The 21,619-nt window shown below is 68.4% G+C and carries 20 protein-coding genes; 13 read left to right on the forward strand and 7 right to left on the reverse strand.

Annotation, left to right across the window (positions count from 1 at the left end; translation table 11 throughout):
- Positions 1–5 precede the first annotated feature (5 nt).
- From argC to argH, 8 genes are read left to right on the forward strand one after another with little or no spacing between them, the layout of a single operon-like run.
- Complete coding sequence (gene argC / locus G6N09_RS17145) at positions 6–1,064, forward strand: N-acetyl-gamma-glutamyl-phosphate reductase (RefSeq protein ID WP_083025018.1); 1,059 nt, start codon at positions 6–8, stop codon at positions 1,062–1,064.
- On the forward strand, positions 1,061–2,263 hold the full coding sequence (gene argJ, locus G6N09_RS17150) for a bifunctional glutamate N-acetyltransferase/amino-acid acetyltransferase ArgJ (RefSeq protein WP_083025016.1): 1,203 nt from the start codon (positions 1,061–1,063) through the stop codon (positions 2,261–2,263). Before argC ends, argJ begins: the two co-directional genes overlap by 4 nt.
- Positions 2,260–3,135 (forward strand): acetylglutamate kinase, encoded by an 876-nt coding sequence (gene argB, locus G6N09_RS17155; protein ID WP_083025014.1) that lies wholly within the window; start codon positions 2,260–2,262, stop codon positions 3,133–3,135. The genes argJ and argB overlap by 4 nt, the downstream gene beginning before the upstream one ends.
- Positions 3,132–4,310 carry an acetylornithine transaminase gene (locus G6N09_RS17160; RefSeq protein WP_083025011.1) on the forward strand — a complete coding sequence of 393 codons (1,179 nt, stop codon included), beginning with the start codon at positions 3,132–3,134 and terminating at the stop codon, positions 4,308–4,310. The genes argB and G6N09_RS17160 overlap by 4 nt, the downstream gene beginning before the upstream one ends.
- Positions 4,307–5,233, forward strand: a complete 927-nt coding sequence (gene argF / locus G6N09_RS17165; RefSeq protein WP_083025009.1) for an ornithine carbamoyltransferase — start codon at positions 4,307–4,309, stop codon at positions 5,231–5,233. The genes G6N09_RS17160 and argF overlap by 4 nt, the downstream gene beginning before the upstream one ends.
- Positions 5,230–5,718, forward strand: a complete 489-nt coding sequence (locus G6N09_RS17170; RefSeq protein ID WP_083025007.1) for an arginine repressor — start codon at positions 5,230–5,232, stop codon at positions 5,716–5,718. Before argF ends, G6N09_RS17170 begins: the two co-directional genes overlap by 4 nt.
- A 49-nt stretch (positions 5,719–5,767) precedes the next feature.
- Positions 5,768–6,964 (forward strand): argininosuccinate synthase, encoded by a 1,197-nt coding sequence (locus G6N09_RS17175; RefSeq protein ID WP_083025005.1) that lies wholly within the window; start codon positions 5,768–5,770, stop codon positions 6,962–6,964.
- Positions 6,961–8,373: an argininosuccinate lyase gene (gene argH, locus G6N09_RS17180; RefSeq protein WP_083025003.1), complete on the forward strand. Its 1,413-nt coding sequence runs from the start codon at positions 6,961–6,963 to the stop codon at positions 8,371–8,373. The genes G6N09_RS17175 and argH overlap by 4 nt, the downstream gene beginning before the upstream one ends.
- 4 nt (positions 8,374–8,377) lie before the next feature.
- Here argH and G6N09_RS17185 read toward each other — a convergent pair whose 3' ends face one another.
- The 3 genes from G6N09_RS17185 to G6N09_RS17195 all read right to left on the reverse strand — a co-directional run bounded on the left by G6N09_RS17185 (position 8,378) and on the right by G6N09_RS17195 (position 11,467).
- A complete protein-coding gene (locus tag G6N09_RS17185; RefSeq protein ID WP_083025000.1) occupies positions 8,378–9,034 on the reverse strand; it encodes a biliverdin-producing heme oxygenase in 657 nt (218 codons plus the stop codon).
- Between the two features lie 46 nt (positions 9,035–9,080).
- Positions 9,081–10,553 (reverse strand): PPE family protein, encoded by a 1,473-nt coding sequence (locus G6N09_RS17190; protein WP_083024998.1) that lies wholly within the window; start codon positions 10,551–10,553, stop codon positions 9,081–9,083.
- Positions 10,554–10,699: 146 nt separating this feature from the next.
- Complete coding sequence (locus G6N09_RS17195) at positions 10,700–11,467, reverse strand: siderophore-interacting protein (RefSeq protein ID WP_083024995.1); 768 nt, start codon at positions 11,465–11,467, stop codon at positions 10,700–10,702.
- A gap of 126 nt (positions 11,468–11,593) precedes the next feature.
- Here G6N09_RS17195 and G6N09_RS17200 point away from each other — a divergent pair, with 126 nt between their 5' ends.
- Positions 11,594–12,241, forward strand: a complete 648-nt coding sequence (locus tag G6N09_RS17200; RefSeq protein WP_109558894.1) for a M15 family metallopeptidase — start codon at positions 11,594–11,596, stop codon at positions 12,239–12,241.
- Positions 12,242–12,248: 7 nt separating this feature from the next.
- On the opposite strand, the gene G6N09_RS17205 is transcribed toward G6N09_RS17200, so the two are convergent.
- On the reverse strand, positions 12,249–14,033 hold the full coding sequence (locus tag G6N09_RS17205; protein ID WP_083024993.1) for an ABC-F family ATP-binding cassette domain-containing protein: 1,785 nt from the start codon (positions 14,031–14,033) through the stop codon (positions 12,249–12,251).
- 160 nt (positions 14,034–14,193) lie between these two features.
- Between G6N09_RS17205 and G6N09_RS17210 the strand changes: the two genes are divergently transcribed.
- Together G6N09_RS17210 and G6N09_RS17215 are read left to right on the forward strand one after the other, a co-directional pair.
- Positions 14,194–17,133 (forward strand): acyl-CoA synthetase, encoded by a 2,940-nt coding sequence (locus G6N09_RS17210; protein WP_234806981.1) that lies wholly within the window; start codon positions 14,194–14,196, stop codon positions 17,131–17,133.
- The gene (locus G6N09_RS17215; RefSeq protein WP_083024989.1) at positions 17,130–17,363 is read left to right on the forward strand and encodes a Trm112 family protein; all 234 of its coding nucleotides are present in this window, start codon (positions 17,130–17,132) and stop codon (positions 17,361–17,363) included. The genes G6N09_RS17210 and G6N09_RS17215 overlap by 4 nt, the downstream gene beginning before the upstream one ends.
- Here G6N09_RS17215 and G6N09_RS17220 read toward each other — a convergent pair.
- The 3 genes from G6N09_RS17220 to G6N09_RS17230 are packed head-to-tail and all read right to left on the reverse strand — an operon-like array spanning position 17,329 to position 19,471.
- Positions 17,329–17,949 carry a TetR/AcrR family transcriptional regulator gene (locus tag G6N09_RS17220; RefSeq protein WP_109558892.1) on the reverse strand — a complete coding sequence of 207 codons (621 nt, stop codon included), beginning with the start codon at positions 17,947–17,949 and terminating at the stop codon, positions 17,329–17,331. The genes G6N09_RS17215 and G6N09_RS17220 overlap by 35 nt on opposite strands.
- Entirely contained in the window at positions 17,949–18,779 is an 831-nt protein-coding gene (locus G6N09_RS17225) for an ABC transporter permease (RefSeq protein WP_083024986.1), read from the reverse strand. The genes G6N09_RS17220 and G6N09_RS17225 overlap by 1 nt, the downstream gene beginning before the upstream one ends.
- On the reverse strand, positions 18,713–19,471 hold the full coding sequence (locus tag G6N09_RS17230; RefSeq protein ID WP_083024984.1) for an ABC transporter ATP-binding protein: 759 nt from the start codon (positions 19,469–19,471) through the stop codon (positions 18,713–18,715). The genes G6N09_RS17225 and G6N09_RS17230 overlap by 67 nt, the downstream gene beginning before the upstream one ends.
- Positions 19,472–19,538: 67 nt before the next feature.
- On the opposite strand from G6N09_RS17230, the gene G6N09_RS17235 reads away from it, so the two are divergent.
- Both G6N09_RS17235 and tyrS read left to right on the forward strand, forming a co-directional pair.
- Positions 19,539–20,150 carry a DNA-3-methyladenine glycosylase gene (locus G6N09_RS17235; RefSeq protein ID WP_083024982.1) on the forward strand — a complete coding sequence of 204 codons (612 nt, stop codon included), beginning with the start codon at positions 19,539–19,541 and terminating at the stop codon, positions 20,148–20,150.
- 17 nt (positions 20,151–20,167) lie between these two features.
- A complete protein-coding gene (gene tyrS / locus G6N09_RS17240) occupies positions 20,168–21,448 on the forward strand; it encodes a tyrosine--tRNA ligase (protein ID WP_083025257.1) in 1,281 nt (426 codons plus the stop codon).
- The last annotated feature ends 171 nt before the right edge of the window (positions 21,449–21,619 follow it).

Consider the following 21,619-nt stretch of genomic DNA (forward strand, 5'->3'; position numbering starts at 1 on the left):
TAATCATGCAGAATCGCCCAGTGACCAAAGCGATCAAAGTGGCGGTGGCCGGTGCCAGTGGCTACGCCGGCGGGGAGATCCTGCGGCTGCTGCTCGGACACCCCGCCTACGCCGACGGCCGGCTGAGCATCGGCGCCCTGACCGCCGCCGGCAACGTCGGGAGCACGCTCGGCGAACAACATCCGCATCTGGTGCCGCTGGCTGACCGCGTCCTGGAGCCCACCGACATCGACACCCTCGCCGGGCACGACGTGGTGTTTCTCGGCCTGCCGCACGGGCATTCAGCTGTATTGGCCGAACAACTCTCCGACGACACCCTGGTGGTGGACTGCGGCGCGGATTTCCGGTTGGGTGACGCCGGCGACTGGGAACGCTTCTACGGCTCGGCGCACGCCGGCACCTGGCCCTACGGGCTGCCCGAGCTGCCCGGCGGCCGCGACCAGCTCAAGGATGCTCGGCGCATCGCGGTGCCGGGCTGCTATCCCACCGCGGCGCTGCTGGCACTGTTCCCCGCCATCGCGGCCGGTTTGGTGGAGCCCGACGTCACGGTGGTCGCCGTCAGCGGTACCTCCGGAGCCGGCAAGGCCGCCAAAGTCGATCTGCTGGGTTCGGAGGTCATCGGATCGGCGCGGGCCTACAACATCGGCGGCGCCCACCGGCACACTCCCGAGATCAGCCAGGGACTGCGGGCGGTCACGCACCGCGACGTCAGCGTCGCGTTCATCCCGGTGCTGATCCCGACGTCACGGGGCATCCTGGCCACCTGCACCGCCAAGACCACGGCACCGCTGGCCGAACTACGCGCGGCCTACGAAAAGGCCTACCAGAACGAACCCTTCGTGCATCTGCTGCCGCAGGGACAGTTGCCCAAGACTGGATCGGTGATCGGCAGCAACGCCGCGCACCTGGCGATCGCCGTCGACGAGGACGCCTCGACGTTCATCGCCGTGGCCGCGATCGACAACCTGGTCAAGGGCACCGGTGGGGCAGCGGTCCAGGCGATGAACCTCGCGCTGGGTTGGCCCGAGACCGAAGGACTATCGACAGTGGGAGTGGCGCCATGACCCAGACGAAGCTGCTGCGCGAGCAGGGCGTCACCGCACCGGGCGGCTTCCGGGCCGCCGGAATCGCCGCCGGCATCAAGGCTTCCGGCAAACCTGACCTGGCACTGGTGTTCAACGAAGGACCGGACTACGCGGCCGCCGCAGTGTTCACCAGCAACCAGGTCAAGGCCGCGCCGGTGCTGTGGAGCAGCCAGGTGCTCAAGGGCGGCCGCCTGCGGGCAGTGATCCTGAACTCCGGCGGCGCCAACGCGTGCACCGGCCCGGGCGGGTTTCAAGACGCCCACACCACCGCTGAGGCGGTCGCCGCGGCCTTGTCGGAGTGGGGCACCGAGACCGGGGCCGCTGAGGTGGCGGTCTGCTCCACCGGGCTGATCGGTGACCGCCTGCCGATGGACAAGCTGCTGGCCGGAGTCACCGAGGTGGTGCAGGCCATGGCCGGTGGTCTGGTCGGCGGAGACGAAGCCGCGCGCGCCATCATGACCACCGACACCGTCCCCAAACAGGTTGCGTTGCATCACAACGGGGATTGGACCGTAGGCGGCATGGCCAAGGGCGCGGGCATGCTGGCGCCGTCGCTGGCCACCATGCTGGTGGTGCTGACCACCGACGCCAAGGTCGATGCTGACGCCCTGGACACTGCCCTGCGGCGGGCCACCGCGGTGACGTTCGACCGGCTCGACATCGACGGCAGCTGTTCGACCAACGACACCGTGCTGCTGCTGGCGTCGGGTGCCAGTGAGATCGCCCCCAGCCAGGAAGACCTGGACGCCGCAGTGCGCGCCGTCTGCGACGACCTGTGCGCCCAACTGCAGGCCGACGCCGAGGGCGTCACCAAGCGGGTGAGCATCACCGTCAGCGGCGCCGACAGCGACGCCGACGCGCTGACCGCCGCCCGGATCGTGGCCCGCGACAGCCTGGTCAAGACCGCGCTGTTCGGCTCGGACCCCAACTGGGGACGGGTGCTGGCCGCCGTCGGAATGGTGCCGTTCACCATCGACCCGGACCGGATCACCGTGTCGTTCAACGGCTTCCCGGTGTTCAGCGAAGGCATGCCGATGCCGGGAGCGCGGGAGGTTGACCTGTCCGGTGCCGACATCAACGTGACGGTGGAACTCAACCTCGGCAGCGGGCAGGCCAGTGTGCGCACCACGGACCTGTCGCACGCCTACGTCGAAGAGAATTCCGCGTATTCGTCATGAGTGAACCGACCACCGCCGTCAAGGCCCAAGTCCTGGCCGAAGCCCTGCCGTGGCTCAAGCAGCTCTACGGCAAGATCGTCGTCGTCAAATACGGCGGCAACGCCATGACCGACGACACTCTCAAGCACGCCTTCGCCGCCGACATGGCGTTTCTGCGTAACTGCGGCATCCAGCCAGTGGTGGTACACGGCGGGGGCCCGCAGATCAGCGCCATGCTCAAGAAGCTCGGCATCGAAGGCGACTTCAAGGGCGGATTCCGGGTCACCACACCCGAAGTGCTCGACGTGGCGCGCATGGTGCTGTTCGGCCAGGTCGGCCGCGAACTCGTCGGGTTGATCAACGCGCACGGGCCCTACGCGGTCGGCATCACCGGAGAGGACGCCGCACTGTTCACCGCGATCCGGCGCAGTGTCAGCGTCGACGGTGTCGACACCGACATCGGCCTGGTGGGCGACGTCGACCAGGTGAACACCGCCGCGGTGCTGGACCTCATTGCCGCAGGACGGATTCCGGTGGTCTCCACCCTGGCACCCGACCCCGAAGGCGTGGTGCACAACATCAACGCCGACACCGCCGCCGCTGCCTTGGCCGAAGCGCTACAGGCGGAGAAGCTGCTGATGCTCACCGACGTCGACGGCCTCTACACCGACTGGCCCAACACCGATTCGCTGGTCAGCGAGATCGACACCGACACATTGGCGCAACTTCTGCCGAAACTGGAATCCGGCATGATCCCCAAGGTCGAAGCCTGCCTGCGCGCGGTCCGCGGTGGAGTGCCCAGCGCCCACATCATCGACGGTCGCGTCCAACACTGTGTGCTCGTCGAGCTGTTCACCAACGCCGGCACCGGAACCAAGGTGGTAAGCCCATGAAAAGCCTGCAGGACCGCTGGTCCGCGGTGATGATGAACAACTACGGCACCCCGCCACTGGCTCTGGTCAGCGGCGACGGCGCGGTGGTGATCGACGAGTCGGGCAAGAGCTACGTCGACCTGCTGGGCGGCATCGCGGTCAACGTGCTGGGGCATCGGCATCCGGCGGTGATCGAGGCCGTCACCACCCAGCTGAACACGTTGGGCCACACCTCCAACCTGTATGCCACCGAACCGGGCATCGCCCTGGCCGAGGGACTGGTCGATCACCTGGGCGTCCCGGCGCGGGTCTTCTTCTGCAACTCGGGAACCGAGGCCAACGAAGTCGCCTTCAAGATGACCCGCCTCACCGGTAAGACGAAGATCGTTGCCGCCCAAGGGGCATTCCATGGCCGGACCATGGGTTCGCTGGCACTGACCGGGCAACCCGACAAGCAGGCCCCGTTCGAGCCGCTGCCCGGCGAGGTCGTGCACGTGCCCTACGGCGACACCAAGGCACTGGCCGCCGAGGTCGATGCGACCACTGCGGCAGTGTTCCTGGAGCCCATCATGGGCGAGGGCGGCGTGGTCACCCCGCCGGCCGGCTACCTGGCCGAGGCCCGCGGCATCACCGCGGCCCACGGCGCGCTGCTGGTGCTCGACGAAGTCCAGACCGGGATCGGGCGCACCGGGGCGTTCTACGCCCACCAGCACGACGGCATCGTCCCCGACATCGTCACGCTGGCCAAGGGCCTGGGCGGGGGACTGCCGATCGGCGCCTGTGTGGCCGTCGGCGCGGCCGGAGACCTGTTGACCCCGGGCCTGCACGGCAGCACCTTCGGCGGCAACCCGGTGTGCACGGCAGCCGCACTGGCGGTGCTGCGGACACTGGCCGACGGCGACCTGATCACTCGGGCCGGCACGCTGGGCAAGACGCTCAGCCACGGCATCGAGGAGTTGGGACACCCACTGGTCGACCACGTCCGCGGCAAGGGCCTGCTGGCCGGCGTGGTGCTGACCGCGCCCAAGGCCAAGGCCGTCGAACTCGCCGCACGCGAGGCGGGCTTCCTGGTCAACGCCGCTGCAGCGGGTGTGGTGCGACTGGCACCGCCGCTGATCGTCAGCGATGAACAGATCGGCAGCTTCATCACCGCCCTGCCGGGCATCCTCGACACCGCCCAGGAGGCTGCACAGTGATCCGCCACTTCCTTCGCGACGACGACGTCACGCCGGCTGAGCAGGCTGAGATCCTCGCCCTGGCAGCCGAACTCAAAGCCGCGCCGTTCAGTCGGCGGCCACTGGAAGGCCCCCGCGGGGTGGCGGTGATCTTCGACAAGAACTCCACCCGCACCCGGTTCTCCTTCGAGATCGGCATCGCCCAACTCGGTGGACACGCCGTCGTGGTCGACGGCCGGTCCACCCAGCTGGGCCGCGACGAAACCTTGGAGGACACCGGACAGGTGCTCTCGCGCTATGTCGACGCGATCGTGTGGCGGACTTTTGCCCAGGACCGGTTGACCGCCATGGCCTCCACCGCCACGGTGCCGATCGTCAACGCGCTCTCCGATGAGTTCCACCCCTGCCAGGTGCTGGCCGACCTGCAGACCATCGCCGAACGCAAAGGTGCGCTGGCAGGCCTGAAGCTGGCGTACCTCGGCGACGGCGCCAACAACATGGCGCATTCGCTGATGCTCGGCGGCGTCACCGCCGGCGTGCACGTCACCGTGGCCGCACCCGAGGGCTTCACCCCCGACGCGGGCGTCGTCGCCGCCGCGCAGGCGCGTGCCGCCCAGACCGGGGCCTCGGTCACCCTCACCACCGACGCGGCCACGGCCGCCGCCGGTGCGGACGTCCTGGTGACCGACACTTGGACCTCGATGGGCCAGGAAGACGACGGCCTGGACCGGGTGGCACCGTTTCGGCCCTTCCAGATCAATGACGAACTCCTCGCACTGGCCGACTCCGATGTCACGGTGCTGCACTGCCTTCCGGCGCACCGAGGGGACGAAATCACCGACGCGGTGATCGACGGGCCACGCAGCGCGGTGTGGGACGAGGCCGAGAACCGCTTGCACGCACAGAAGGCGCTGCTGGTGTGGCTGTTGGAACGATCACGATGAGCCGAGCCGACAGCACCGTCACGCGGGTGGGCCGTCAGGCCCGCATCGTCGACGTGCTGTCCGCCGCCGCGGTGCGCAGCCAGACCGAACTGGCGGCGATCCTAGCCGCCGAGGGCATCGAGGTCACCCAGGCCACCCTGTCGCGGGACCTCGAAGAGCTGGGGGCCGTCAAACTGCGTGGTGTCGATGGCGGCGCCGGGGTGTACGTGGTACCCGAAGACGGCAGCCCGGTGCGCGCGGTGTCCGGCGGCACCGACCGGCTGTGCCGCCTGTTGGGGGAGCTGCTGGTGTCCACCGACGCCACCGGAAACCTGGCCGTGTTGCGCACCCCGCCCGGCGCCGCGGACTACCTGGCCAGTGCCATAGATCGGGCCGCGCTACCGTACGTCGTCGGCACCATCGCCGGGGATGACACCATCTTCGTGGCGGCCCGGGAGCCGATGACCGGCGCCGAGCTAGCCGCCACCCTCAACGACCTGCAATAAGACCAGTAGCACTCAGCAAGACACAGCAACACAGAGCAAGGAGAACTCGATGTCCGAACGCGTCATCCTGGCGTATTCCGGCGGCCTGGACACTTCGGTGGCGATCAGCTGGATCGGCAAGGAGACCGGCCGTGAAGTGGTCGCCGTCGCCATCGACCTCGGCCAGGGTGGCGAGGACATGGAGGTGGTACGCCAGCGGGCCCTGGACTGCGGAGCGGTGGAAGCCGTCGTGGTCGACGCCCGCAACGAGTTCGCCGACGAGTACTGCCTGCCGACCATCAAGGCCAACGCGCTCTACATGGACCGCTACCCGCTGGTCTCGGCCATCAGCCGCCCGCTGATCGTCAAGCACCTGGTGGACGCCGCGCGCAGCCATGGCGGCACCATCGTCGCCCACGGTTGCACCGGCAAGGGCAACGACCAGGTGCGGTTCGAGGTGGGCTTCGCCTCGCTGGCTCCCGAACTGAACGTCATCGCCCCGGTCCGCGACTACGCCTGGACCCGGGAGAAGGCCATCGCGTTCGCCGAGCAGAACGACATCCCGATCAACGTCACCAAGCGCTCGCCGTTCTCCGTCGACCAGAACGTCTGGGGCCGTGCGGTGGAGACCGGTTTCCTCGAAGACCTGTGGAACGCCCCGACCAAGGACGTCTACGACTACACCGAGGACCCGACGGTCAACTTCAACGCCCCCGACGAGCTGATCATCAGCTTCGACAAGGGCCGCCCGGTGGCGATCGACGGTCGCCCGCTGAGCGTGCTGGAGATCATCCAGGAGCTCAACACTCGTGCCGGCGCGCAGGGCGTGGGCCGCCTGGACGTGGTCGAGGACCGGCTGGTGGGTATCAAGAGCCGCGAGATCTACGAGGCGCCCGGCGCGATGGTGCTGATCACCGCGCACACCGAGCTGGAGCACGTCACCCTGGAGCGCGAACTTGGCCGCTACAAGCGCGGCGTCGACCGCAAGTGGGGCGAACTCACCTACGACGGCCTGTGGTTCAGCCCGCTCAAGCGGTCGCTGGAGGTGTTCGTCGAGGACACCCAGCAGCACGTGTCCGGTGACATTCGCCTGGTCCTGCACGGTGGCAGCATCATCATCAACGGCCGGCGCAGCGCGGAGTCGCTCTATGACTTCAACCTGGCCACCTACGACGAGGGCGACACCTTCGACCAGAGCGCGGCGCGGGGCTTTGTGCAGATCCACGGGCTCAGCTCGAAGATCTCCGCCCGCCGGGATCTGGGGTGAGCACCAACGAGGGATCACTGTGGGGCGGACGGTTCGCCGAAGGACCATCCGACGCGCTGGCGGCGCTGAGCAAGTCCACCCACTTCGACTGGGTGCTGGCCCCTTACGACGTCGCGGCATCCAAGGCCCACGCCAAGGTGCTCTATGGCGCGGGGCTGCTGACCGTCGAGCAACGTGATGGCCTCCTGGCCGGGCTGGACAGTCTGGGCGAGGATGTGGCCGACGGCAGCTTCGGACCGCTGGTCACCGATGAGGACGTGCACGGCGCGCTGGAACGCGGCCTGATCGACCGGGTGGGCGCGGAACTGGGTGGCCGGCTGCGTGCCGGTCGGTCGCGAAACGACCAGGTGGCCACGCTGTTTCGGCTGTGGCTGCGCGACGCGGTACGCCGTGTCGCCGCCGGGGCACTCGACGTGGTGGACGCGCTGGCCCACCAGGCCGCGGCCCACCCGAGCGCGATCATGCCGGGCAAGACGCACCTGCAGTCGGCCCAGCCGGTGCTGCTGGCTCACCATCTGCTGGCTCACGCCCACCCACTGCTGCGCGACGTGGACCGGATTGTCGACTTCGACAGGCGCGCCGCGATCTCGCCGTACGGCTCGGGGGCGCTGGCCGGCTCGTCGCTGGGCCTGAATCCGGACGCGATCGCGGCCGAACTCGGCTTCACTGCGGCCGCGGACAACTCGATCGACGCCACCGCCGCACGCGACTTTGCGGCCGAGGCTGCATTCGTGTTCGCGATGATCGCCGTCGACCTGTCCCGGCTTGCCGAGGACATCATCTTGTGGAGTTCAACGGAGTTCGGCTATGCCGTGCTGCACGACTCCTGGTCTACCGGCAGCTCGATCATGCCGCAGAAGAAGAACCCCGACATCGCCGAGTTGGCTCGCGGCAAGTCCGGTCGGCTGATCGGCAATCTGGCCGGTCTGCTGGCGACGCTGAAGGCGCAGCCGTTGGCCTACAACCGCGACCTGCAGGAGGACAAGGAGCCGGTCTTCGACTCCGCGACGCAGCTCGAGCTGCTGCTGCCGGCGATGGCCGGACTGGTGGGCACGCTGCGGTTCGACACCGAGCGGATGGCGGAACTGGCACCGGCAGGCTATACCCTGGCCACCGACATTGCCGAATGGCTTGTACGCCAAGGTGTTCCGTTCCGCGTGGCGCATGAGGCGGCCGGGGCCGCGGTGCGGACTGCCGAACAGCGCGGCGTGGGCCTCGACGAACTGGACGACGCCGAACTGGCCGCCATCAGCCCTGAGTTGACTCCGCAGGTTCGCGAAGTGCTGACCGTCGAAGGCTCGGTGGCCTCGCGTGATGCCCGGGGCGGAACCGCGCCGCAGCGCGTCGCCGATCAGCTGGCCGGCCTGCGCGAGCGTGCCGCCGATCAGCGCCGCTGGCTCAACGGCTGACGTATCAGCGCCGGTACGAGGCCAGATTCAGGGCCAGCTCGTCGAAGAGCTCCTGGTTGAGCCGGAAGGCGACCTTGACCTCGTCGACCACGTGCTCGACCTGGTCAGGGTCTAGGCCGAGTCCGTCCAGGCGGGCGCGGTAGGCGTCCTTGTACGGCTTGGGCCGCATCGGGAACTCGTAGAACGACAAGCCGCGGCCCTCAAGCTCGAAGGTGCGGTCAAGGACCCGCCCGATAGCCTGGCCGCCGGACAGATCCCCCAGGTAGCGGGTGTAATGGTGGGCCAGCAGGGCGCCGTCTGAGGCGATGGCGATCCGGTCGCAGTAGGCCTGCGCGGCGGGCGAATCGACGGCCCGGGAGGCCCCGTTGGTCCAGAAATCGAGGTCGCTGTCGAGGGCCGATACCCGCTCCAGCTCGGGGTCGTAGACCGACGCCACCAACTCACTGTCGCGGCGCTGTCGCATCGCTTCCTCCAGTGCGGCATAGACCATCCGCAGCCGTGCCAGGTAGTCGGCGTAGCCGTCTTCGTTGACGTTGCCGCCCATCAATTCCGACACAAAGGTGGAGCCCTCCGCGGCGTCGTGCGCGGCTTGCGAGCCGTCGCGCATGGCGGTGGACAACGATCGGGCGGTCTCGGGGTCAACCGGGGCCTTCAGCGACATTCTTAAATCCGTTCCCTGGAAAGTTCGGTCAGTGGACATTCGGTGGTCACGTGGTCTCGCGTTCGTCGTTGCGAGGGTTCTCTTCGGTCCAGCCTCCCGGCATCATCGGGGTGGCGGCGCCGTTGCCGAATGCATCAGCGGCCAGCGTGGCAAGGCCGGCCGGTTCAGTGAGTCCCGACCTTACCGTTGTACCGGCCGAACCGAGCGGTGCGCTACCGCTGCGCGAAACTCCCGCGTGTGCCGGCTGTTCCACGGCAGGCGCAGCGGCCGTGCCCTCGGAGGTCATGAATTCGTAGCGATAGCCGCGTGCTTTGATGTCGGCGCCGCGACGCCTGCGCGTCCTCGACTTTCGCGCAGCGGCCGCTACCGCAGCCGCTTCGGCCGTCTCGCTGATGCTGCGCGGGCGCCGCGCGGATTCCGGCGCACGCTGTTGCATGGGTGGACCGAAGCCCACGCCTGGGCCGCCTCCGGACACCGCGTAGTACAGCGGTGGGACGCCGGCGGCCGGTGGTGGACTCGGCACCGGCGGTGCGGGTGCTGCGGCCACGCTCGCCGGCGCCGGTGCCGGCGCGGGCGGCGTGGTGACCGCGCCGGCCGGGGGAGTCGGCACCATGACGGCGGACGGCAGAATCTGCGGTGTGGCCGGGGGTGATACTTCCACCGGTACCTGGGCCATGTAGGCGAGCCCCGACAGGCCCAACGCGATGGGGATGGCCGACGATGCGGCTGCCGGCCCCATGACCGCCGCGTAGAGGGGGGTGCCCAGCACCGCGAAGGTCGCCGCGTAGGCGAACAGGTAGAACAACGGCATCCAGGTGGTGACCGCCGCCGCCGGGTTGGCGGCAAAATCCATGATGACCTGGATCAGGGTGCCGAGCGGATTGGCCAGCACCTGCTTGAGCATGCGGTACATGCTGCTGAAGTGCTCGGACCACGACAGCCACTCTTCGATCGGATCGGTGAACTCCGCCGAACCTGCCACGGAGAGAATGCTCGGGGCCGGCGCGGTGTGCGGTGTCGTGGCCAGGGCCGTCGTAGAAACCGCCTGGTAGACGCTCATGGTCGTGGCCGCCTGCAGCCACATGCGTGCATAGTCCGCCTCGGTGACCGCGATCGGAATTGCGTTGATACCAAAGAAATTGGTCGCGACGAGCACGCTCAGCGTGGTGCGGTTGGCGGCCAGTTCGGCAAGTGTCGGCATCGCGGCCAAGGCCGCGGTGTAGGAGCCGGCCGCCGTTTCCAGCTGGGCGGCCGCACCGGCGCTGTTGACGCCGGCCAGGTTCAGCCAGGTCAGGTACGGGGTGTGGGCGGCGACGTAGCGTGTGGCGGCTTGTCCCTCCCAGGATCCAGCTTGGACCGCAGTGAGTAGTGAGGTGAGTTCGGCTGCGGTAGTGGCATATTCGTTGCTCAGTGCAGTCCATGCCTGGGCTGCCGACAGCAAGGTGCCGGCGCCGGCTCCGCTGCTGAGCAGCGTGGAATGCACTTCGGGGGGCGAGGCCATCCAGATGGGGGTCGTCATGGCCGTGCTGCGGTGCGGGGGTGAACGGTCATCGGTGGTTGTCCGGGGGAGGGATACGGCGCCCCACCCGCTCCTTTCTGTTGGGTAGCCTTGCCTAAGTCAAGTTACCCTAACCTAAACCAAGTGGCGGGGTGGGGGCCACGCGGCTACTCCATCCCGGTGCGGCCGGGGGTCCAGAACGGCTTGGTGCAGATCCGCCGGCGATCCCAGCCCCGTTCGCTGATCAGGATTTTGCGCAGGGTTTGGATGGTGCGGGCTTCGCCGGCGAGGTAGGCGATGCCGGGATGGTCGGGCAGTGGCAGTGCGCGCAGAGCGTCGGCCAGGGCCGCAGAATCGGCCGCGGGGGCCTGGCCGCGCTCCACCTGTGTCAACGACCGCGCGAGGGGAAGGTGGTCGGCTTCGGCGGCCGCTTCGATCGCGCCGTAGACCGCCGTCTCCGGGTGCAGGACGCGCAACATTGCCGCAAACGCCACCGACGCCGTCTCGTCACCGGCGAACAGCTGATAGGACGCCTCCGGGCGGATCACGAAATTGCCCTGCGGTCGCGTGAAGGCAACGTCATCGCCCGGTGCTATCGCCGCGGCCCAGCGCCTGGCGGGAGTCACTACGGTCCGGTCGTAGTCGTGGTTGCACATGACGATGTCGAGGGTTCCGGCGGCGGGGTCGGCGTCGTAGATCGAGTACGTGCGCAGCGCGTCGTGCGGGTGTAGGCGCAGAACGGAGTCGAGCAGGCCCGCGACCTGCAGGCGGACATGCTGACCCGGCCTCCAGGTCAGGCCCTGCAGTCTCGGGCCGGTGAACCGGTATCGGCGCATCGTCGGCGTGAGTTGTTCGATGTCGCCCACGGTGGCGGACAGAAAGACCGCGTCGCGTAGGGCGCCGACGAGCGGTAGTGAATCGAGGAGCGGTGCCACGGCGTCTCCCAAGGATTGTACGAAATTAGGTATGCCTTACCTAATGTGCAGACGGTAGCAGATTCAGCGCTGCGCTAGCGTGAACGCATCAACGGCAGCCCACACGTCTCGACCACGCGGCGCCTCATGGCGGCGATCGCGGCCTGCGGGCTGCTGACGCAGTGCAGTGCCGGGCCCGAGTCGTCCCCGCAGGCACACCCGACGCCGCGCGCCGTTGCACCCGAGGCCGCCACCGTCGACAACGTCACCGCCACCGAACTCGGATCCACCTGGCACCCAGGCTGCCCCGTCGCGCCCTCGCAGCTGCGGCGGGTGACGCTGACCCACCTCGGGTTCGACGACCTGCCGCACCGCGGCGAACTGATCGTGCACCAGGAACTGGTCGCGCAGGTGATCGCCGCATTCGACCGGCTCTATCGTCTGGAATTCCCGATCGAGAAGATGCGGTCGGTCGCGAACTATCGCGGTGACGACGAGCTGTCCATGGAGGACAACAACACCTCGGCGTTCAACTGCCGACGCATCCCCGGCTCGGGCAACTGGGCGCTGCACGCCTACGGTCGGGCCATCGACGTCAACCCGCTGCTGAACCCGATGGTCGATCACGGCAGATTCGAGCCGCGTAATGCCGGGGTCTACCTCGACCGGCACCGGATCGAACCAGGCCTGTTGCACGCCGGCGACGCGGCTGTGCGCGTCTTCACCGACGCTGGCTGGCGCTGGGGCGGCTATTGGAAGTCCCCGGTGGATTACCAGCACTTCGAGCGTCGCTGACGGGCTCCTATTCCACCAGCTCCGACAACTCCAACCACCGGGCCTCCTGCTCGGAAACCTCGGCCTCCAGCGCCCGCAGTTCGCGGGTGAATTCGGCCAGGCCCACATGGTCGGACTGGTCGTGGTCGGCCAGCTGGTGGTGCTTGGCTTCGATCTGCTCGGCCAGCCGCGCCAGCCGTCGATCGACCGCGGCAAGGTCCTTTTGCGCAGCACGCAGCTCCGCACCCGACAACGGTCCCGGCCCGTCGGCGGCGGCCGCGGCAACGCTGCGCGACACCGGTGCTCGCCGGGCCTCGGCGGCCAACTGCAGGTATTCGTCGACACCGCCCGGCAGGTGGCGAAGCCGCCCATCCAGGATCGCGTACTGGTTGTCGGTCACCCGCTCCAGCAGATACCGGTCATGAGAGACCACGATCAAGGTGCCGGGCCAGGAGTCCAGCAGATCCTCGGTGGCCGTGAGCATGTCGGTGTCGACGTCGTTGGTGGGCTCGTCGAGCACCAGCACGTTCGGTTCGGCGAGCAGCGTGAGCATCAACTGCAGCCGCCGGTGCTGACCGCCGGAGAGCTCACCGACTCGGGCTGACAGCTGTGCACTGCCGAATCCGAGGCGCTCCAGCAGCTGCGTGGGCGTCATCTCCTTGCCGTCGACCTGGTAGTCGTTGCGCAGCCGGCCCACGACGTCGGCCACCCGATCCTCGGCGAGCGCGGCCAACTCCGTCGACTGCTGGTCCAAGATGCCCAGCCGCACCGTCTTGCCGCGCTTGACCCGCCCGCTGTCGGGCACCACGGTGCCGGCGATCAGCCCGAGCAGGGTGGACTTGCCCGCGCCGTTGGCGCCGACGATTCCGGTGCGCTCACCCGGGCCGATGCGCCATTCGACGTCACACAACACCGGCTTGCCGTCGAAGCTGACCGACACATCGAGCAGGTCGATCACGTCCTTGCCCAGCCGTGCCGTCGCCAGCTTCATCAGCTCGACGTCGTTGCGCAGCGGCGGGACGTCGGCGATCAGCGCATTGGCCGCCTCGATGCGGAACTTCGGCTTGGACGTGCGGGCCGGCGCCCCGCGCCGAAGCCAGGCCAGCTCCTTGCGTAAGACGTTCTGCCGCTTGGCCTCACTGGCCGCAGACATCCGGTCGCGCTCCACCCGCTGCAGCACGTATGCCGCGTAGCCGCCCTGGAACGGCTCGACGATGCGGTCGTGTACCTCCCAGGTGGTGGTGGCGACCTCGTCGAGAAACCAGCGGTCGTGGGTGACCACCATCAGTCCGCCAGTGTTGCGGGCCCAGCGCTGCTGAAGGTGGCGCGCCAGCCAGGTGATCCCTTCCACATCGAGGTGGTTGGTCGGCTCGTCGAGGCAGATCACATCCCATTCGCCGATCAGCAGCGCCGCCAGCTGCACGCGCCGTCTCTGCCCCCCAGACAGCTCGGAGATGGTTGCGTCCCAGGCGATGTCGGAGACCAGGCCTTCGACCACGTCCCGGATCCGCGGGCTGGACGCCCACTCGTGGTCGGCTTGCTCGCCGACCAGCGCGGCCCCCAGCGTGCTGTCGGGGTCGAGGGTGTCGGACTGGTCCAGCAACCCCACCCGCAGACCGCTGCGCTGGGTGACGCGCCCGGAGTCCGGTGTCGCCACGCCGGCCAGCAGTCGCAGCAACGACGACTTGCCGTCTCCGTTGCGTCCGACGATCCCGATCCGGGCGCCGTCGTTCACCCCCAGCGTGACTGAGTCCAACACCACACCGGTGGCGTATCGCAGGTGAAGGGACTCAGCTCCGAGCAGGTGTGCCACCGCTGGAACGGTACTGCCTGTCCATAGCCGAATGCTGAACCAGCAGGACTCACGGTGCTGATGTGCCAGAATGTGCACGTTATTCCGGGATCGGGCGCAACGTAGGGGAGCAGCGGTGGATCTGAACTTGTCGGCCATCACCCGGCCGGTCGAGTGGCTGATGGCCACCGCACAGAACGGCCTGGAGGTGCTGCGCTGGGGCGGCCTGGAGACCGGGACCGTGCCGTCGCCGTTCCAGATCGTCGAGAGCACCCCGATGTACAAGCTGCGGCGGTACTTTCCGCCGGACAGCCGTCCCGGACAGCCCCAGCCCGGACCGCCGGTGCTGCTGGTGCACCCGATGATGATGTCGGCGAACATGTGGGACGTCACTCACGACGAGGGCGCGGTCGGCATTCTGCATGACGCCGGGGTGGACCCTTGGGTGATCGACTTCGGCTCACCCGACGAGATCGAAGGCGGCATGCGCCGCAATCTGGCCGACCACATCGTCGGCCTCAGTCAAGCCATCGACACGGTGGCTGAGACCACGGGTCGCGACGTCCATGTGGCCGGTTACTCGCAGGGCGGCATGTTCGCCTATCAGACCGGGGCATACCGGCATTCGAAGAGCATCGCCAGCATCATCGCGTTCGGCTCGCCGGTGGACACCCTGGCCGCGCTGCCGATGGGCCTGCCGCCCAACCTTGCTTCCGGGGTGGCCGGCTTTATGGCCGACCACGTTTTCAACCGGCTGGACATCTCGGGATGGCAGGCGCGGCTGGGTTTCCAGATGATGGACCCGCTCAAGACGGCCAAGGCCCGGATGGACTTCCTGCGTCAGCTGCACGACCGGGAGGCCCTGCTGCCGCGTGAGGCGCAGCGTCGGTTCCTGGAGTCCGAGGGCTGGATCGCCTGGTCGGGGCCGGCCATCTCGGAACTGCTCAAGCAGTTCATCGCGCACAACCGGATGATGACCGGTGGTTTCGCCATCAACGGCCAGTTGGTGACCCTCACCGACATCACCTGTCCGGTGCTGGCATTCGTGGGTGAGGTCGACGACATCGGGCAGCCGGTGGCCGTCCGCGGTATCCGCCGTGCCGCGCCCAACGCCAAGGTCTTCGAATATCTGCTGCGGGCAGGCCACTTCGGCCTGGTGGTGGGTTCCAAGGCTGCTGAACAGACGTGGCCGACCGTGGCTCGCTGGGTGCTCTGGCAGTCCGGGATGGGTCCGCAGCCGTCGGGGGTGGCGCTGATGTCCGAGCAGCCGTCCGAAGGGGCCAACCGCGGCGTTGCGATGACGTCGCGGATCGCTCACGGGCTGGGCGAGGCCTCCGAGGTGGCGCTGACGTTGGCGCGCGGCGCCGCGGATGCCATGCTGGCGGCGCAGAAGTCGATGCGCACCATGGCGGTGGAGACCGCGCGCACGCTGCCCCGGTTGGCCCGGCTGGGCCAGATCAACGACCACACCCGAATCTCGTTGGGCCGCATTATTGATGAGCAGGCCGCAGACTCGCCCGACGGCGAGTTTCTGCTCTTCGACGGCCGGGTGCACACCTACGAGGCGGTCAACAAGCGCATCGACAACGTGGTCCGCGGTCTGATCGATGTCGGGGTGCGGCAAGGCGTCCACGTCGGCGTGCTGATGGCCACCCGGCCCAGTGCGCTGGTCGCTATCGCGGCACTGTCGCGGCTCGGCGCGGTGGCCGTGCTGATGCCGACCGACGGGGACCTGATTCCGGCGGCCCACCTCGGCGGTATCTCCGACATCATCGTGGACCCGGGCAGCCTCAAGTTGGCCGGCCAGGCCGCCCGCGAGCTGGACTGCCAGGTCCTGGTGCTCGGCGGTGGTGAGGGCCGTGACCTCGACCTGCCCACCGACATCGATGTGGTCGACATGGAACAGATCGACCCGGACGCGGTCGAACTGCCCGGCTGGTACCGGCCGAACCCGGGCTTCGCCCGTGACCTGGCCTTCGTGGCCTTCGGCAACGCGGCCGGCGAGCTGGTGGCCAAGCAGATCACCAACTTCCGCTGGGCGCTGTCGGCGTTCGGCACCGCGTCGACCGCGGCCCTGGGGCCCAACGACACGGTGTACTGCCTGACGCCGCTGCACCACGAGTCCGGGCTGTTGGTCAGTCTGGGCGGCGCGGTGGTCGGCGGGGCGCGGATCGCACTGTCGCGCGGCCTGAACCCGGAACGGTTCGTCTCCGAGGTCCGCCAGTATGGGGTGAGCGTGGTGTCTTACACCTGGGCGATGCTGCGTGAGGTCATCGACGACCCGAACTTCGTTCTGCAGGGCAACCACCCGGTCCGGTTGTTCATCGGCTCCGGCATGCCCACCGGACTGTGGAACCGGGTCACCGAGGTGTTCGCCCCGGCCCACGTCGTCGAGTTCTTCGCCACCAAGGACGGTCAGGCCGTGCTGGCCAACGTCTCCGGCGCCAAGGTCGGCAGCAAGGGCCGTCCACTGCCCGGCGCGGTGGACGTGCAGCTGGCCGCCTACGACTCCGATCACGACCTGATCCTGGAGGACGACCGGGGTTTCGTGCGGGTCGCCGAGACCGATGAAGTCGGGGTGATGCTGGCTAAGCCCCGCGGACCCATCGATCCGTCGGCCTCGGTCAAGCGAGGCGTTTTCGCGCCGGCCGACACCTGGATCTCCACGGAGTTCCTGTTCCGCCGCGACGCCGACGGTGACTATTGGCTGGTGGGTGGGCGAGCCTCCAGCATCCGCACCGACCGGGGTATCGCGTTCCCGGTGGTCATCACCGATGCGCTCGGTGCTGTCACCGGCGTCGAGTTGGCGGTGACCTACCGGGTGGCCACCGAAGGCGCCGACTTGGTGGTGTCGGCGGTGACCGCGCAGCCGGGCGCCACGATCACCGCCGCCGACCTCAGCGAGGCGGTGGCCGCGATCCCCTCCGGCACCGGGCCCGACATCATCCATGTGGTGCCGGACCTGACGCTGAGCACCGTCTACCGGCCGGTAGTGGGCAAGCTGCGCGACGCTGGGCTGCCCAAGGCCGGGCGCAACGCGTGGTACCTCGATACCAGCAGCCGGCAGTACAAACGGCTGACGGCCGCGGTGCGTGCCGAACTGGCCGGTGGTCGGTCGTGATCGACCAGGAATTGCTGGACATCCTGGTCTGCCCGGCTGATCGCGGGCCGTTATTGCTGGTGCAGCGCTCCGGCGGTTCCGGCAGTCAGGCGCTCTACAACCCGCGTCTGCATCGGGCCTACCGGATCGACGACGACATCCCCGTGCTGTTGATCGACGAGTCCGACACCGTCGGCGACGACGAGCACGCTCTGCTTATGGCCCAAGCGGGTCCGGCAGATCCCCGGTGAGATAACGCTGCAGGGTCGGGGCGATCATCGCCACCACCTCCTGCGTCGGCAGTGAGGCCAGCGGTTCAAGGCCCACGATGTAGCGGGCGACCACCACGCCCATCAACTGGCTGGCGGCGAACTCCGCCCGCAGGACGCCGGTTCCGGGCGGACTGTCGACCCGCTGGGCGAGTTCGGCGACCACGATGTCGCGGAAGAAGGACCGGGCCAGCGGGACATCGGTACCGGTGAGCATGGACCGCATCGCCGCGATCAGGCCGGTTCCGGCCTGCGAGTCCCACAGGGGGACCAGCAGCTCGGGCAGGGTGCGCCCCAGGTGCTCGATCGGGGTCTCCCGCAGCGGCACCAGCACCCGCATCGGATCAACGGGCAATTCCACCGCGGCGGCGAACAGTTGTTGTTTGGTGCCGTAGTAGTGGTGCACCAGGGCCGCGTCAACCCCGGCCTCTGCGGCCACCGCCCGAATAGAGGTGGTGGCAAACCCCTTGCGGGCGAACAGTTCACGAGCAGCGGCCAAGATCCTGTCGCGGGTGTCCGAAGTGCCCGATGGTCGGCCGGGTCGGCGGCCGGGCGGCTGGGCGGCCATCATGGGGTCCGCCGGCGCAGGGTCACCGCGGCCAGTCCCAGAGCTGCCACTGCGAAGGCCAGCACGATGACGATGTCGCGCACTGTGAGGCCGGTCAGATCGGAGTGGCTGCCCACCTGCTGCAGCGCTTCGAGCGCGTAACTGGCCGGCATCGCGTTGCTCACCCACTGCAGCCATTCCGGCATCGCGGCGCGCGGCACGATGATGCCGGCCAGCAGCAGCTGGGGAACCATCACCAGGGGGATGAACTGCACCGCCTGAAATTCAGTGCGGGCGAACGCACTGCACAGCAGGCCGAGTCCGACACCGAGCACCGCGTTGATGATCGCGATGCCGAACACCCACGCCGGGCTGCCCATGGTGTGGAAATCCAGCAGCCAGAACGCGACGATGCAGGCCAGGGTTGCTTGCGCGGCTGCCGCGATCGAGAAAGCGGTCCCATAGGCGGCCAGCAGGTCACCGCGGCGCAGCGGGGTGGTCAGGATGCGCTCCAACGTCCCCGAGGCGCGTTCGCGCTGCATGGTGATCGCGGTGATGACGAACATCAGAAACAGCGGGAACAAGCCCAGCAGGACCAGACACGCGGCGTTGAAGGGCGACGGCGTGCCCGGCGGGTGCGCGGTGCCGGAGAACATGAAATACATCAGCGTGATGACCAGGCTGGGCACAGCCAAGATCATCGCGACGCTGCGGTGATCGCCGGCGAGCTGGCGCAGGATCCGCAGGGTGGTGGCCGCAAAGGGGCGTAGCCCCAGGAACCCGGTCAGCCGGCTTGGCGCTCGGTGGTGCGCTGGATGATGGACAGGAACGCTTCCTCCATCGACGAACATCCGGTCTCCTCTCGCAGTCGCTTCGGGGTGGTGCGTGCCAACAGCCGGCCCTCGCGCATCAGCAGCAGGTCACCGCAGTGGTCGGCCTCGTCCATGACATGGCTGGACACCAGGAGCGTCGTGCCGCGCCGGGCCAGGGCGGTGAACTGCTGCCAGAGCTCGGCGCGCAGCACCGGGTCTAGGCCGATCGTCGGCTCATCGAGTACCAGCAGGTCGGGCTGCCCGACCAGTGCGCAGGCCAGCGACACCCGGGCGCGCTGCCCGCCGGACAGGTTGGCGCAATAGCTGCCGCGGTGACTGTGCAGGTCGACGGCCTCCACGGCGTCGTCCGCCTCACGGGCGTCGGCGCCGGCCAGGGCAGCGAAGTACCGCACGTTGTCGATCACCCGCAGGTCGTCATAGATGGTCGCCTGCTGGGGCATGTAGCCGACGCGGCGTCGCAACTCACGCGAGCCCGCCGGGCTGCCCAGCACGTCCACCCGGCCGCCGGTCAGGACTTGGGTACCCACGATGCAGCGCAGCAGAGTCGTCTTTCCGCAGCCCGAGGGACCGAGCAGGCCGGTGATGGTGCCGCGGGCGATCCGGACCGAGAGGTCCTGTATGGCGGGGTGTTTGCCGCGTACCACCCGCAGATGCTCGATCTCGACCGCCGGATCGGAACCCCAGAATTCATCGCGCGATGAAATCATCATGCGATGAATAGTCTGCTCGACACGACGGCTTGTCAAGGGGGTCCGCCGTCAGGGCAGAATCGCGGACGTGAGTGCCGGCCGGCTTGCCATCGAGCCGGTCGCGGCTGCCCGGCTCCTGCTGGGAGCCACCCTGAGATGTCGCGGTGTTGCGGCGACGATCGTCGAAGTGGAGGCCTACGGCGGGGTGCCCGACGGGCCCTGGCCGGATCCGGCCGCGCATTCCTACCGCGGTCCAACCCCGCGCAACGCCGTCATGTTCGGCCCGCCGGGTCGGCTCTACACCTACCGCAGCTATGGCATGCACGTGTGCGCCAATGTGGTCTGCGGCCCGGACGGAACAGCCGCGGCCGTGCTGTTGCGAGCGGCAGTGGTGGACGCGGGGGAGTCGCTGGTTCGCGTTCGCCGCGGCGATGCCGTCCCACGCGCGGCGTTGGCCCGCGGCCCGGGCAACCTCTGCGCTGCGTTGGGAATTGCCATGGCCGACAACGGGATTGATTTACTCGACCCGAGCGGCCCGGTTCGGCTGGAGCTCGGCGGGAAGTTGCCGGATCAGTCCGGGCCGCGGGTGGGCGTCAGCCGGGCGGCCGACCGGCCGTGGCGGCTGTGGGTGCCCGCACGGCCCGAGGTTTCGGCTTACCGGCGCAGCCCACGGGCACCGGCGCCCGGCGCCTCGGACTGATCCGGGAAAATCAACCCATGCCGACGACGATTCTCGACGAGTTGAACTGGCGCGGCCTTATCGCCCAGTCCACCGACCTGGATGCCCTGACCGCCGAAGTGACGGGTGGGCCCCTCACGGTCTATGCCGGATTCGACCCGACCGCGCCCAGCCTGCACGCCGGAAACCTGGTCCCGCTGCTGGCGTTGCGGCGATTCCAGCGGGCCGGGCACCGACCCATCGTGTTGGCCGGTGGTGCCACCGGACTCATCGGCGACCCTCGTGACAGCGGTGAACGCACCCTCAACACCGCCGACACCGTGGCCGAATGGTCCGAACGGATCCGCGGCCAACTCGAACGATTCGTCGACTTCGACACCAGTCCGACCGGCGCGGTGGTGGTAAACAACCTGGACTGGACGGCGCCGATGTCGGCCGTGGAATTCCTGCGTGACGTGGGCAAACACTTCTCGGTCAACGTCATGCTCGATCGCGACACCATCCGGCGCCGCCTCGACGAGGGCATCTCCTACACCGAATTCAGCTACATGCTCCTTCAGGCCAACGACTATGTGCAGCTCCATCAGCGCTACGGATGTTCGCTGCAGATCGGTGGCTCCGACCAGTGGGGCAACATCATCGCCGGGGTGCGGCTGGTGCGACAGAAGCTGGGCGCGACCGTGCACGCGCTGACCGTGCCCCTGGTGACCGCCGCCGACGGGACCAAGTTCGGCAAGTCCACCGGCGGCGGCAGCTTGTGGCTGGATCCCGAGATGACCAGTCCCTACGCCTGGTACCAGTACTTCTTCAACACCGCCGACGCCGACGTGATCCGGTATCTGCGTTGGTTCACGTTCCTGTCGGCCGAAGAGCTGGCCGCCCTCGAGGAGGCGACCGCGCAGCGCCCGCACGAGCGCGCCGCTCAGCGGGCCCTGGCCCGGGAGTTCACCACGCTGGTGCACGGCCAGGCAGCCACCGACGCGGTGGAATTAGCCAGCCAGGCGCTGTTCGGTCGTGGCGAGCTCACCCGATTGGACGAATCCACCCTGACCGCGGCGCTGCAGGAGACCTCTGTTGCGCAGTTGGACGCTGCAGCGCCGAACACCATCGTCGACCTGTTGGTCGCCACCGGTCTGTCGGCAAGTAGGGGCGCGGCTCGGCGCACGATCGGTGAGGGTGGCGTGTCGGTGAATAACGTGCGCGTCGACAGCGAGGAATGGACGCCTGAGGCCGAGAATTTCCTGCATGGGCGCTGGCTGGTGTTGCGCCGCGGCAAGCGCAACGTCGCCGGGGTGGAGAGGGCCTCGGAGAAGGCCTAGATCAGGGGCCGGCTGGCCCTGCAGCGACCACCGGAGTTGATCTTGAAACGAACAAAAAAAGCCTCTGACCAGCAGATTTGACTCCCTGTTTCACCTCGCGTAACTTTATCCACGTCGCAGAGACCCGGCCAAGCCGGGGGGAGCGACAAGCCCGCGGAATCAAGCAAGATT

The organism is Mycolicibacter minnesotensis, from assembly GCF_010731755.1.
Classification (GTDB): domain Bacteria; phylum Actinomycetota; class Actinomycetes; order Mycobacteriales; family Mycobacteriaceae; genus Mycobacterium; species Mycobacterium minnesotense.

Bases quoted from the DNA above. Each gene is read 5' to 3' on its own strand.
- argC (WP_083025018.1), top strand. From the start codon at position 6: ATGCAGAATCGCCCAGTGACCAAAGCGATCAAAGTGGCGGTGGCCGGT.
- argJ (WP_083025016.1), top strand. From the start codon at position 1,061: ATGACCCAGACGAAGCTGCTGCGCGAGCAGGGCGTCACCGCACCGGGC.
- argB (WP_083025014.1), top strand. From the start codon at position 2,260: ATGAGTGAACCGACCACCGCCGTCAAGGCCCAAGTCCTGGCCGAAGCC.
- G6N09_RS17160 (WP_083025011.1), top strand. From the start codon at position 3,132: ATGAAAAGCCTGCAGGACCGCTGGTCCGCGGTGATGATGAACAACTAC.
- G6N09_RS17170 (WP_083025007.1), top strand. From the start codon at position 5,230: ATGAGCCGAGCCGACAGCACCGTCACGCGGGTGGGCCGTCAGGCCCGC.
- G6N09_RS17175 (WP_083025005.1), top strand. From the start codon at position 5,768: ATGTCCGAACGCGTCATCCTGGCGTATTCCGGCGGCCTGGACACTTCG.
- G6N09_RS17185 (WP_083025000.1), bottom strand. From the start codon at position 9,034: ATGTCGCTGAAGGCCCCGGTTGACCCCGAGACCGCCCGATCGTTGTCC.
- G6N09_RS17190 (WP_083024998.1), bottom strand. From the start codon at position 10,553: ATGACGACCCCCATCTGGATGGCCTCGCCCCCCGAAGTGCATTCCACG.
- G6N09_RS17200 (WP_109558894.1), top strand. From the start codon at position 11,594: ATGGCGGCGATCGCGGCCTGCGGGCTGCTGACGCAGTGCAGTGCCGGG.
- G6N09_RS17210 (WP_234806981.1), top strand. From the start codon at position 14,194: ATGGCCACCGCACAGAACGGCCTGGAGGTGCTGCGCTGGGGCGGCCTG.
- G6N09_RS17220 (WP_109558892.1), bottom strand. From the start codon at position 17,949: ATGGCCGCCCAGCCGCCCGGCCGCCGACCCGGCCGACCATCGGGCACT.
- G6N09_RS17225 (WP_083024986.1), bottom strand. From the start codon at position 18,779: ATGTTCGTCGATGGAGGAAGCGTTCCTGTCCATCATCCAGCGCACCAC.
- G6N09_RS17230 (WP_083024984.1), bottom strand. From the start codon at position 19,471: ATGATGATTTCATCGCGCGATGAATTCTGGGGTTCCGATCCGGCGGTC.
- tyrS (WP_083025257.1), top strand. From the start codon at position 20,168: ATGCCGACGACGATTCTCGACGAGTTGAACTGGCGCGGCCTTATCGCC.